Source organism: Gordonia phosphorivorans, assembly GCF_042432625.1.
Classification (GTDB): Bacteria; Actinomycetota; Actinomycetes; order Mycobacteriales; family Mycobacteriaceae; genus Gordonia; species Gordonia phosphorivorans.
Genome location: NZ_JBHLWV010000052.1, coordinates 1 through 12,175 on the forward strand (window position 1 = coordinate 1; position 12,175 = coordinate 12,175).

The 12,175-nt window shown below is 64.3% G+C and carries 12 protein-coding genes and 1 pseudogene; 8 read left to right on the forward strand and 5 right to left on the reverse strand.

The genetic code is table 11. The features are described from left to right. Positions 1–117: 117 nt before the first annotated feature. Positions 118–1,689, forward strand: coding sequence for a hypothetical protein (locus tag ACFFJD_RS16850; RefSeq protein ID WP_382366280.1), 1,572 nt, complete (start codon positions 118–120; stop codon positions 1,687–1,689). A 37-nt stretch (positions 1,690–1,726) separates the two neighbouring features. Here ACFFJD_RS16850 and ACFFJD_RS16855 read toward each other — a convergent pair whose 3' ends face one another. From ACFFJD_RS16855 to ACFFJD_RS16865, 3 genes are all read right to left on the reverse strand, one after another. After that, complete coding sequence (locus tag ACFFJD_RS16855; RefSeq protein WP_382366282.1) at positions 1,727–3,733, reverse strand: AAA family ATPase; 2,007 nt, start codon at positions 3,731–3,733, stop codon at positions 1,727–1,729. A gap of 3 nt (positions 3,734–3,736) precedes the next feature. Next, positions 3,737–4,171: a T3SS (YopN, CesT) and YbjN peptide-binding chaperone 1 gene (locus ACFFJD_RS16860; protein ID WP_382366284.1), complete on the reverse strand. Its 435-nt coding sequence runs from the start codon at positions 4,169–4,171 to the stop codon at positions 3,737–3,739. Positions 4,172–4,345: 174 nt separating this feature from the next. Next, the gene (locus ACFFJD_RS16865) at positions 4,346–5,365 is read right to left on the reverse strand and encodes a TolB family protein (RefSeq protein WP_382366286.1); all 1,020 of its coding nucleotides are present in this window, start codon (positions 5,363–5,365) and stop codon (positions 4,346–4,348) included. 306 nt (positions 5,366–5,671) lie between these two features. On the opposite strand from ACFFJD_RS16865, the gene ACFFJD_RS16870 reads away from it, so the two are divergent. The 5 genes from ACFFJD_RS16870 to ACFFJD_RS16890 all read left to right on the forward strand — a co-directional run bounded on the left by ACFFJD_RS16870 (position 5,672) and on the right by ACFFJD_RS16890 (position 8,137). Further along, positions 5,672–5,926, forward strand: a complete 255-nt coding sequence (locus ACFFJD_RS16870) for a hypothetical protein (RefSeq protein WP_382366288.1) — start codon at positions 5,672–5,674, stop codon at positions 5,924–5,926. 35 nt (positions 5,927–5,961) lie between these two features. Then, positions 5,962–6,429: a hypothetical protein gene (locus ACFFJD_RS16875; RefSeq protein WP_345314453.1), complete on the forward strand. Its 468-nt coding sequence runs from the start codon at positions 5,962–5,964 to the stop codon at positions 6,427–6,429. Between the two features lie 78 nt (positions 6,430–6,507). Next, positions 6,508–6,981, forward strand: a complete 474-nt coding sequence (locus ACFFJD_RS16880) for a hypothetical protein (protein WP_382366290.1) — start codon at positions 6,508–6,510, stop codon at positions 6,979–6,981. Between the two features lie 123 nt (positions 6,982–7,104). Further along, complete coding sequence (locus tag ACFFJD_RS16885; protein ID WP_345314454.1) at positions 7,105–7,425, forward strand: nucleoside/nucleotide kinase family protein; 321 nt, start codon at positions 7,105–7,107, stop codon at positions 7,423–7,425. Continuing rightward, positions 7,406–8,137 (forward strand): hypothetical protein, encoded by a 732-nt coding sequence (locus ACFFJD_RS16890; protein WP_345314455.1) that lies wholly within the window; start codon positions 7,406–7,408, stop codon positions 8,135–8,137. The genes ACFFJD_RS16885 and ACFFJD_RS16890 overlap by 20 nt, the downstream gene beginning before the upstream one ends. A 67-nt stretch (positions 8,138–8,204) precedes the next feature. Here the strand turns inward: ACFFJD_RS16890 and ACFFJD_RS16895 are convergent, their stop codons facing one another. After that, positions 8,205–8,666 (reverse strand): hypothetical protein, encoded by a 462-nt coding sequence (locus ACFFJD_RS16895; RefSeq protein WP_382366293.1) that lies wholly within the window; start codon positions 8,664–8,666, stop codon positions 8,205–8,207. Between the two features lie 344 nt (positions 8,667–9,010). Between ACFFJD_RS16895 and ACFFJD_RS16900 the strand changes: the two genes are divergently transcribed. Further along, a complete protein-coding gene (locus ACFFJD_RS16900; protein ID WP_382366295.1) occupies positions 9,011–9,352 on the forward strand; it encodes a hypothetical protein in 342 nt (113 codons plus the stop codon). Positions 9,353–9,493: 141 nt separating this feature from the next. On the opposite strand, the pseudogene ACFFJD_RS16905 reads toward ACFFJD_RS16900, so the two are convergent. Continuing rightward, positions 9,494–9,668: pseudogene (locus ACFFJD_RS16905) on the reverse strand (inositol-3-phosphate synthase); the annotation flags it as partial. A gap of 111 nt (positions 9,669–9,779) precedes the next feature. Here ACFFJD_RS16905 and ACFFJD_RS16910 point away from each other — a divergent pair. After that, positions 9,780–12,175 (forward strand): DUF4062 domain-containing protein (locus tag ACFFJD_RS16910; protein ID WP_382366297.1); only part of this gene is annotated, 2,396 nt, incomplete at its 3' end.

Below are 12,175 nucleotides of genomic sequence, written 5' to 3' on the forward strand. Positions count from 1 at the left end.
GCAGCATCGCCCTCACGCAATTGCAGCGCCGGAGCCGGAGAATTCGCCATATCCCATTATCGCAGGCGACAAACCCTCAACTAATTAACGACACGAGACACTAGGAGGCTCTACGAGATGAATCGGGCTGCCGAGGACTGGCGGATCTCCGACGATCTGATTTCGGAGCTTGTGCTCAGATCCGCTGGGCTACCCCTTCACATCGACGCCGTCCTGAAGCTCGCGCTGCGGCTGAACGCTAGACTACCCGGCCGGGAGTTCACCGCCGACGACCTCTCAGGAGGGCTCCCTGATGTCGTTCAGCGCTTGATCAGGACGCTGTCGCCAGCCGAGGCGAGAGCATTCCGTGCAGCGTGTGTGCTGCCGTCGTTCGACATCCAGCTGGCAGCTGCGGTGGCCGGAGTCGATGCTGCGGACGTGGAGAGAGCGATTCGTTTCGCGCTGGTCGAGCACGACGACGGTCTGGTTTATCCGTATCGCGTTCATGACGAGATCCGACGACTAGTCAAATTGGATCGTGATTCCGAGGGCTACTGGAGCCTTGCAGATTGGGAATCGGCTGCGCGGCGTGGGCTGCACGAAGCAATCGCGCGGATCAAGGCGGGACACGAATTGGGTTCGGATGCCGCACAGTTGCAGGGCATTGCGTTGGCGATCCGGCTCGGATATGAGTGGGACATATATCCGGAGGGGCTCGCCAAGATCGTCAGTGATGGGCCGTCGATCGCAGTGCTTGCGCCGCTCATCCCTCCCGAAAGCGTTGTCCAGTCGGATTCGGCAATCAGCGACTTCATCCGGTTTGTCCACGCGCTGGCATTGCCGTTCGATGCGGGGGCCGCCCGTCTACTCACTTTGCATCCCACCGATCCGGAGGTTGCCCACTTCACGCTGCGATGGGCGATGTACCGCAGCCGCTCGGTGTGTCGATTCGATGAGGCGATGCGGGCCGCCGGCCTCCTCGTCGAGAGCGCACCGCCAGCATTCGCCAAGTTATCCCGATACCAGTATGCGGTGACCCTACGGGCCTGCAGGAGATTCGCAGACTCAGAAGAATACGTCAAAGTCTGGCGGCCGGACCGGATCGATCGCTGGCAGGCAATGGCAGACAGGCTGTATGGTGTCGCCAACTACGATCCAACCGAACTTGCCCGAAATTCCGCGGGCAACACCTCTCGGCGATTCCAGCTTGAACTCGAGATCAATGACCTGGTCCGTAATGCCCGCTTCAAGGGCGATCTGGATGTCGACCGAATCAACGCCTACTTGGAGCGTTCGATCAATCTTGGGCAGTTTTCCTTCCAGCGCGACTGTCTGCTGCTGTTGGGATACGCCAATCTCGGCAATAGGGTGATCTTCGATGGCCTTGTCGACAACCTGCGGAATCACGAATCCTACGACTACTCGGCATATGTCTATTGCCAACTCTTGGCGCTTCGAGCTCTCTATCTGGGCGATCGTGAAATCGCCCGCCCTGCGTACCAGGAGATCATAAGTAGGGAACGATCGAGGAATGCCTACTGGATATCTGCGGAAGTGTGGCTTGAGGCGCTCGGCTTCGATATACCGCCCGAGGATACGCAATGGTTGATGCCCTACGAGGACGTGCGTGCCAACTGGATGATGGTTGCGGATCGGTTGATTCGCCAGGCGAAGGCACGGAGCGGGGAGGCCGCAGAGCTCGGAAGCTGAGCGGCCTCTCTTGGCTCGGAATTTGCCGTGCGGGCGCCTACGCCTTCGAGATCACGATGTCGTCGTCGACGACGCTTGCGTGCACAGCGGACACGCCTTGCTCAGCGAAGGTGACCAAGTCGGCGAGCAGGCGTCGTTCGATGTTCCGGTGGAGGTGCCGGGCGCCGTAGGCGGGGTCGTAGCCGGTGGTGGCGAGCCAGGCGATCACATCGGCGTCGACCGTGAAGGTCCAGCCGCGGCCGGTGAGCATGTCGATCGCGGCCGCGACCTCGACCTCGGCGATCTGAGCGATCGCCTCGGGGGTGAGTGGCTCGAACTGTGCGATTTCATCGATCCGGTTGAGCAGCTCGGGTGGCATGGCCTTTTCGAGTGCGTCCTGGGCGAGACTGCGCGAACGGCTGGCCGTGTTGACATTGCCGAAGCCGACGGCTTTCGATTGTGCTTCGCGCACACCGAGATTCGAGGTCATCACGATCACGGCGTCTGCGAAGTCGGCGGTGGTGCCGCGGCTGTCGGTGAGGCGGCCGGCGTCGAACACCTGGAGGAAGGTGTTCCACACCGTGGGGTGCGCCTTCTCGATCTCGTCGAGCAGCACGACGCACCGCGGCTGGTCGGCGACCTTGGTGGTGAGCCATTCGTCCGGGGTGTCCGAGCCGACGTAGCCGGGCATCGGGCCGGTCAGCCGGCTGACGCCCCAGCTGTGCGAGTACTCCGACATGTCCAGTCGGATGAGCGCGTCAGCGCTCCCGTACTCGACGCGGGCGATCTCCCGGGCGAGCTCAGTTTTCCCGACGCCGGTAGGGCCGACGAACAGGAACACTCCGTTCGGGCGCTCCGGACGGAGGTCCAGATTCGAGCGAGTCAGTGCGAGACGGCGCGTTACGGACTCGATTGCGTTGTCCTGCCCCTGGATTCGTTCCTTCAGGGCGGCGGTCAGCTCGTGCGCCTGCCGCCGCAGGGCGGGAGCGGAACCGTCGCGGTGCAGGTCGTCGACGGTCGCTTCGGTGCGGCCGGCTACGGAGGCCCGAGCGAGGGCGAGGTCGAGTCGTCGTGCGGCGAGTCCGGGATGTGCGAAGTGTTCGTTGCGAGTGGGCGGCGCGGTGACTGCCGCCTGAAGCTCGTCGTCGACCGTCATACCGGGGTACTGGTCGCGGACCGCGGCGAGGGTCCGGTCGATCGCCGTCGTTCCGGCCACTTCGGTCAACGGCGCGACCGACACCCGATGGCCGTAGTCGGCGAGGGCCGCTTCGAACCGCGGCACGTTCTTCGATTCCAGCGAGACGACGACGCGTGCCTTCGTCTGATCGGTTCCCAGACGCAAGGCGCGCAGGAAGTCAACGGCGGGCGGCGAATCGCGGAGCATGGCGCGCTGATCCAGATCGTCGACGACGATCACCGAGTCCTCCGGGGCCTGACGGAGGAGCCGGTAAAGGTCGTCTGGCGAGACGTCGGATCTGGGGTCGAGACGGTAGACCGTTCGTGCCACTCCGGCACGAGCGAGTGCGTGCGGAAGTGCCTCGAGTAGTGCGCTACGTCCCGAACCGGCCTGACCGGAAACGACGACAGGGCCAGCGCTGCGCGCGAGCAGCAATGCTGCAAGTTCGGTCAGCTCGGTGTCACGTCCGGGGATCGGTTCACCGGTGAGCCGCGTCGCGAGTCCGAGGATTTGATCGGCGGGGCCACTCTCGGCCTCGGTGACATTCCCCGCGGCCGCAGTTTCCGCCGACGTGGCTGCGGGCTCATCGTCAATCAGATCATCTTGCGCCGCTTGCGATTTGATCAGCTCGGCAAGGTTTGCCAGCACGGTAGCGCGATCTCCAGCGCTCAGCAGCTCGCGGATATCAGCTTCGTCGCCGATGTATTGCTTCGCCCGCAGGCGGTCATGAATCATCCCCAGGCCGTCACCACCGAACGTTGCGATGAACTCGTCGTTCCATCGTCGAGACAGCACCACCGCGAGATGCAGGTAGCCGAGGTCGCCGCCCCAGCGTTTGGCTTCGGAGGTGCTGGCGTGGATCAGGCTCGCGATCTCCTCGCTGCGCATCGATTAGTCCTCGTGGAAGCGCTTGCCGCCGAACTTGGCTTGCAGTTCCTCGTCGATTTCGTCGCCGACCTGAGCGAGTCCGAAGACAACGGACAGCAGCTCTTCTTCGTCGAGGTAGTCGCCGAGCAGGGTGTGCTCGTACATCAGAATGCTGGTCCCATCATCTGCTGGCTTCACGAGGTAGACCGTTCCGAACATGTATTCCGCGGCGTGGAACGCGATGTACTCGAACAGTTCGGGGGAAGGGCGTACGTGCATGAGCAACGGCACCTGGACCCGGACATAGGTCCGATTGCCGTTGTCCCGTTCACTGCAGGTGATGAAGGCTCGGGTGGTGCCGTTCCGGACGGTGAAACCGGACTCGGTCAGTTCCACGCCATTCAGATTCTCGGCGAGGATTCGCTGGACCTTCATCTTGGTTGCATCGAGGTTGCTCATGCTGGTCTCCTGTGGTGAGTTCGCAGCTACGCTAACCGAAATCTGACGGCCGTGTGGCTCTGCAAGCAGAGTTCCGCCGTTTGGGGGATGGGATCGGGCGGTGCCCGTTGATGCAACCCACGCATGAGGTGATTCCGGGGGTAAGAGCGCCAGTGGGTGACTGCTTCGAAAGGGTCACCACGACCACACGACGACCAACTCGTCGCGGTCGGTGGCATCCCGGTGCGCTCGCAAATCGTTGTTGTCGAACGGCGTCGTCTCGTTGAAGAGAGCCGGAGCGACAACGGTCGGCCCGGTTGTCGTCGAGGGGCGTCCGGTCCAGAACCACTTCGAGTGATCGCGCTCCAACCAGCTGCCGGCGTCGGCCCACGGGTAAATCGGTGAGGTCACCTGGCCGGTCGTGACGTCGAGGACGGCGACGCGTTCCCGGCTGCCGTTCTCCTCCTGGTAGGGGCCCGGCGGACCGAACCAACTGCCGACCAGAACGTGTCCGCCGACGGGTGAGACGCGGGGCGTATGGATCAGCGCGCGGGTCTCCGGGAGGTCCGGCTGGTGCGGCAGCTGGAGTGGCCCGAGGTCCTCGAAACGACCGGAGGCCAGGTCATAGGCGCCGAAATGCTGTGAGCCGGCATGGCCGACGATCGCGAACAGCGCGGACGGTCCGCGTGCGGGCCACCAGTCCACATAGGCGTGCTCAAGCGGCAGCGAAACGCTGACACTCTGGTCGAGTGAGACCAATTTCGGAGCACTCGTCGGGACCAGAATCCATCGCCCGTCTGGACTGAATCGGGGTACCTCGTTGCCCATGATCTTGTCGAGGGTGGTGAGAACGGTCCGTCGGCCGGTCTGGGCGTCGAGCAGTGTGAGGACGCCGACTCCGGACCATTCCAGGCACGCGAGGGTGCGTCCGTCCGGTGACCAGTCCACACCGCAGATGCTCGAGCCACGATTGTCCATCACGGTGAAGCCGGGGAGGGACTCCATCGGGGTGCGACTCCCGTACTCGGTCAGTTCGATCTCTGCTCCCGGATAAGCGCCCATGACCATCGCGACTGCGCGCAGCGTCGGACTCGGTGCGACCTCGCTGATATTGAACGCGCGCCAGGGGAGTAGCCGGTCGCCGAGCCGTCCGACCACCCCCTTGGGTCCACACTGCGTGTGGATCCCGGGCGGAGTCGCGTCGGACCGCAGCATCGACTGGTCCTCGAGGCGGAGAGACTCATGGACCCAGAACTCGGGAAGGTCGAGGCGGGGTGGAACCAATCCGAGCCCACTGCCGCCCTGGAGGTCTGTGGCGGACTGCGCGCTTCCCGTCGTGCCCAGTGACGACCCGGCTCGGTTGGAACGGCGATTGAAGAATCCCATGAGGCGACCTTAGAGCGGAGGCACCGCACGTAGATATCCCATGAACGCGGGAATTCCGCCACGAATCGCGGCTGGGGAAACGGTTCCACTGGAGAACTCCGAAGATGTCGGGGTCGTCGATGGAGAGGTGTCGCTGTGAGTGATTTTCGAAACAAGGCCGCGATCGTCGCTTCGGCTACGGCACTTGTAGCCGGTGGACTGTGGATGCTGGAACCACCCAATCCGAGGGGCCCGGTCAAGCCGGTGAACCAACAGGTGGAGGAACTCGACGACGCGAACGGGCAGCAAGCCGACCGCAACCGCGACAGTGGCAACGACGGACTCAACGCCGAGGATCGCGAACGCGTGCGATCGGGTGAGCACCGACCGCGAATGCGGATCATCCGATGAGCCTTTTCGGATCGCTCCCGAGTGATGGTGACTGGGTGAAGGCGACGGCAGTGATTCCGCGCGGCCTGTCTGATTCGGTGGCGGGGACCGGCATTTCGCGGGGCACCCGCGGAGTCGTCGTCGGGGAGGCCTCGGGCTTCTGGCAGCAGCGCGTCACCGTGCGGTTCGACGACGGCTTCGGCGCGCTCAGCGAAGTGAACGTCAAGACCTCGGATCTCACCGTGGTGCGACGCGGAGGCGGGCACGAGGATTTCGAGCGACGCGCCAGTCGGACGGGGTTGATCCGTCTCGGCGTCGTGCTCGCACTGGTCGCGCCGACGGTCTATTTCGTCGCCTCGTACTGGTGGAGCACAGGGAGCTTGGACGGCATCGTCAGTGAGTTCGTCCTGGCGGCGTTCGACACCGTCGACTATCTCATCGGCGCGATGATCGCGAACCCCGTCCGCACCCTCGTGTTCTTGGTGGTGTCGACAGTCCTCGGCCGCTGGGCTTTCCGCAGGTAGCCGAAGTGATCGCGACGTGGGGAATCGGTTTTCCAGTACAGCCGGAGATCTCCGGTCTCGTTACTGAAAGGCAGCACCGTGAACTCATCGAATCCCATCCCCAGCTACGCCGACGTGTGCGCCCAGCGCCGCCTCGTTCTCGTCGACATCGAGAACGCGGCGCGCGGTGCGACGACGTCGATCGATCACGTCAGAGCCCTTCGGGTCGAGATCTCGCACGCGCTGGACCTGGGCGCCTGGGACCAGGTGATCGTCGGGTGCAGCCACTACTCGCTCGTGAGTGCGAAACTCGGCTGGCCGGAGGCGCGCTTCGTGGTCCGCTCCGGCCCCGACGGTGCCGATCTGGCGCTTCTCGAGGAACTCGCGCGCGTCGACACCAGTCGCTTCGCCGAGCTGGCTCTGGTCTCGGGTGATCACTTCTTCGCCCCGGCCATCGCTGCCGCCGAACTTCCGACGACGGTCCTCAGCCACCGCACGTCGTTGTCGACCCAGCTGCGGTTGGCCGCGAACCACGTCCGCCTGCTGTCGACGAGGCAGCCCGTAGCCGCGTGAGAATCGACGCGTGGTCACCGGAGACGGGACCGCGCGGTCGCGGTGCGGCGCGGCAGTACGCTGGCAGCGTGCCCGGTATCCGCGGTGATGTGTCCCACTCCTCGGAGCAAGGATGGTCCCACAATGCCTGATGTGCTGCCTGGCCCCCGTGTGGTTACCGTCTCGGATATCGTCCGGACGGTCGGTTCCGTCGAGGACTCGCGTCAGCGGGTCGTTCTGGGTGTGGTCGGCCAGCCGGGGGCGGGGAAGAGCTATGTTTCGGAGCGTCTCGCCGTTGCACTGACGACTTTGGGAATCCCTGCGGACGTTCTCCAGATGGACGGCTTTCACCTGTCGAACGAGCAACTGGTGGAACTGGTGTCGTCGCGGTGCGAGAAGATCGTGGGGAAGCGGTTCCGACTTGGGACGATCCGAAGGAGTAACCATGCCCGAAATCGAACGTAACCAGATCGGAGCACGCGTTCTTGCGTTTGCTCAGTGGTACAAGGACCAAGGCGGGCCGCCCAGGCACGTGCTCGTGGTGATCCGCGACGGTGAGCCTGCTGTTTGGATCGATCACACGGAGGTCGACGATCTGCTCGGTGAAGCCGGGATGGTGGCGTACGGCTACGGCGCGGACGCGCTTGCCGTGGTTCTGGAGGCGGTGGTTCCGCTAGTGCCGGTCAACCCGATTACCGGCGAGGAGTGGGAGAGCGGCGAAGCCGACGACGTCTTCCGTCAGCACGATGGTGTCGCGCAGGGCTGTGTCACCGAATGCCAGGTCGTCGAGCTGCAGACCCGGGACGGCTACCACCTCGCCCTCGCGCGACCCTTCGTCGTCACCGATGCCAGCATCGACTGGTCGGCCAAACCGCTGGAAACCGGCGGTGCCGGCGTTGGCGGGATTCTGGCGCGGGCGTTGAGCCGGCCGGGTGCCGACCCAGCGGCGGTCCGTGACCCGGGTGATGCGTTCGTGGCCCCGGCCGACGCTCCCGTTTATCCGTCGGCGACCGGGCGCATGGTGCTCGACATTGGCCTCACGCGCATTCTTGATCGCAAGTTCAAGACGGAGGCTCCGGAAGGCAGCGTGCGAGTGATCGTCGCCGACGACGCCGAAGCAGAGCGCTACCGCGCCGAAGGGCTCGACGACGATCAGCTGATGGTAGTGGCGCAGTGAGCTCGGAAGCACTGGGACGGGTCGTGGCAGGTTCAATGTTCCGCCCACGCCCGTCGCGAGCTGATCGCTACACCGCTTTCAGAATCAGGATGATCAGGAGGGGTAGCGCCCCGCCGAGGTTGCACGAAGCCAGCAGGTAGGCCAGAAGGAGTCCGCGGGAATACTGCCAGACACCGTCGGTCGGTCGCACCGCCCAGACGTGCCGGTACTCGCGGACACGAGTCCCGTAGGCCTCGACCGCGTCGCCGGGTTGCAGGCCGCAGTCGTTTGGGATCACGAGTTCCTCGGTGCGTCCGTCGTCGGTCGCGATCAGCACCTGGCACCCGATTTTCCGGGCGCCGGTGGCGGAACCGCCGTTCAGGTGGGCCCGAAGCTCGGGTAGCCAGTGGGTGGGATTGTTGTTGAGGCGCATGCTGGCCCAGGTGACGGCGGCGACGATGACACCGAGTAGGACGACGGCGAGGATTGCGGGGTCGATGTCGGCCCACAGTTCAGCCAGTGACTCTGCAGTCTCGAACTCGATGAGCATCCACGTCGTCCAGCACGCGAGAACCGCAGTGATCAGACGCGAGAAGCGGGCCCTCTTTGCCCAGGGGGCATCGGCGTGCGAGATGACACGGCCTCGGGTCAGCAGTACGCGGGAGACGGATCGTCGCCTGCTGCGTTCCGCGCCGTCACGTCGTGGGTCGGCCGGGTCGGTCTGGTGGTCGTGCATGGGTGAACTGCCTCCTGAGTCGAGACCGGTAGCGGTCATAACCGACACCGTTTCCCCACCCGAGGGTTCAGCTCTGGACGGTCAGCGTGCTCCTCCTGAAGTTGTGCCAGGTGGTTCCGATCAGGACTCGCGCGCGACGCGCGCCATCAGCAGATCGCGTGTTCGGCCACACGCTCATCCGCGCCGTCCGTTCGGGTGAACCAGGCGGCAGCGCCCGATCGGCGGACAGTTTCGCCTATGAAGACGTGAGTTGGATGATGTTCATCGCCTGCTGGCCCGCGGGCCTCCTGGGACTTGTGACGGGGAGCAACGACGATGCTGATCCGCTGAGTTGGCCATTCTGGATCATCGTCGCCGGGGCGGCCTGTGTCCTGGCCTATATGGCTCTGCAGGTTCTGCGGCGCAAGCCCTATGAAGGTCGGCGCGGCGCCGTGGTCCTGGCTTCAGTGGTGATAGCGATCTGGGCGGTCTTGATGATCACGGCCATCGTGTGGTTTTGAGGCGTGCCAGCCGGTCGATCCTCCGTGAGGACCTGTGATCTGCAGCAGAGTGGCCCGAATGGCTAGGGCCAAGACCTGTGCCGCCGACTCGACTCCACCAACGTAAGCGAGTAGCCCGCGGCAGAAGCGATAGCAGGCGTCGGCGTGCACGGCGTCGATGATGATACCGGCTGAGTTGGGGCTGTCCCAGACCTCGAGTCTGTAATCCAGGTTCAGAGGTGCGTCGATGAAGGCGCGGCCTTCCAGACGGACGTACGCCCACTTGCGGTCGTCGAGCCACTAGGACGAAGTCCGACGGGCCGATGTGCACGTTCCTGACTGTTCTGGGTCGAAGTAGCCCGTCGATCCGGCTGTTTGGGGGATGGTCAGGAGTGGCCCGCGCTTCGTAGGGTCGATGGGTTCATTCCGATAAGGCAAGGGTTTGTCGATGGCTGTCGTTCCGGTGTTCGTTTCGTCCACGTTTCGCGATTTCCACGGTGAGCGGGACATTCTTGCCGGTCCGGTGCGGGAGCGGCTCGATGAGTTAGTTGCTCCGTTGGGAATCCGTGTGGAGTTGATTGACCTGCGTTGGGGCGTCGACACCCTCGGCATCTCCGAGGAAGAAGCTGCCCGCAAAGTGCTCGATGTTTGTCTCGCGGAAGTTCAGCGAGCACGGCCGTTGTTTATGGGATTGGTGGGTGCCCGCTACGGGTATGTGCCCGAGGCCGTCCACGCGCATGCGGTGGCGGGTGCGGCGGGTGTCCCCGAGTCGCAGTCGATCGAAGGACTTTCGGTCACGGCGCTGGAGTTCGGTCTGGGGCTGTTGTGGGAATCGGCGCCGGAGGGCGATCACTTGGTGGTGTTTCGGGATCTAGTCGGGCAGGTACCTGATGGTTGGGCAGATAGCGACCCGACGGATGTCCGGCGGTTCCGTGATGAGGTGGCCGAGAAGGTGCGGCACCGCGACAGTGTGGTGGTCGTGGAGTACACCGCTGAGGTGGGTGCGGCGGGTGCGGCATTGGATGCGGTGCGCAGTGCTGGGCGCAAGGTCAGTTTCGAAGACTTGATGGTCGGCTTGTTAGCTGGTCCAGTGGTGCGCCAGGCCGAGGAGTTCGCCCGGGTCAGCGAGGCCGCAGGAACGTCGGGTAGTGAACGGTTGTTCCGTGATGATCATGCGCTGATGGTGGGTCGCGATGAGATGGTTGCTGAGGTTGTGAGCGCCGTGGTGGCGGGTGAGCGGGTGGTGCTTGTCGGGGAATCGGGCACGGGTAAATCGACGGTGGTGTGCGCGGTAGAGGACGCATTGCGTGGTCGGGAGGTGCGGGTGGTGTCGGCGTTGCTGGGGGCGAGCACGGTGGGCGCGTCAGCGCGAGTGTTTATCGAGCACATCACCGAACAGCTCGTTGCCTGGACGGGGCGGGATATCGCGGTGCCCGAGAACACCGATGTGGAGGAGCTGTCACGGTGGTGGCGAGACACCCTGACTGAGATCCGTGCCGGGTTCGGGGAGTTCGTGCTGGTGGTCGATGCGTTGGATGCATTCTCCGGTGAACCGGAGCGCTCTGATGTGTGGCCGGTTCGCAGGTTGCCGGCGGGGGTCGGGCTGGTTGTTTCGACGACGAGTGCGGCACATGCGCAGATTCTTGTCCATGAGGGGGCACGGCGGGTGGAGGTGGGCCGGTTGTCGGGTCGGACGGCGGCGGAGGCGGCGGAGATGTGGACGCGCTCTGCGGGTAGGAGCTTGCCGGAGGCGGTGTTGGCTCTGGTGGCGGGTGAGTCTCGTGTTCCGTTGTGGGTTCGTCTTGCGGTGGATTTGCTGGGTGATTTGGATGCCGATGATTTCGCTGCGATCGCCCATGAACCGGATCAGGCTCAAGCGATCGCTGACCTCCTGACCGCTGAGGCACGGATGTTGCCAGGTGAGCCTGCGGAGTTGGTGGAGGTATTCCTCGATACCGTGTCCGCGCGCCTGGATTCGGTGAGTGCGACCGTGCTTTTGGGTGCGCTCGCGGTCTCGCCCTCGGGTTTGGCGCCGGCTGATCTTGGACGTCTGCTTCAGGATTCTGACGCGCAAATCAAGGTGGCGACGCTGCGGCGGGTGCTTGGTGGTCAGCTCCGTGAGTCTGATGTGACTGGCCGCCTCACTTTCTCTCACGGCATTGTTCGCGACGCGGCCGTTCGTCGGGCGCCCGCAGATGTTCATCAGCGGATCGTGGCGGTTCTCGGCGCCGATGACACGTGGGATGCCACTGATGCTCTTGACGCGCTTTGGCATGCCATTTCCTCGGGCGACGTCACTTCGGCGCCGGTGCTGGCCCGCGCTCTCAATCTGCAACCGGCCGGGACCGAGGTCACGCTGATTCGGGCACTTCGTTCCCACTCCGAAGGGTTTGCGGTGGTTGAAGCACTTGAGGCGAGTTCACTCAGCCAGGTGGGGCTTGAGGCGCTTCTCAAGGCTGATGAAACCTGGGGCGGCGAGTATCTGCAGGCGGAGAACCTGGTCAGTTACGCGCAACGCGTGCTCGCAATCACGCGGGAGGCCAGTGCGCTAGCGGGGGAGCGCCTGGTGATGTGGGCAGCAGGCAATGTAGGGAAGGCGCTGTTTGCGGTGGGGAATGTAGCGGGGGCGCGGGTGGCCTTCGAAGATCAACTGGTGCTTGCCCGGCAGTTACGGGAGATACAGCCGGACGCTATGCAGGGGGTGCGGGATGTTTCGGTATCGCTGGACAACGTCGGCCGGGTGTTGCGGGCGGTGGGTGATTTGTCGGGGGCGCGGGTGATGTTTGAGGAGTCGTTGGCGTTGCGTCGACAGTTGCGGGAGGCGCAGCCGGGTGCCGTCGGGCC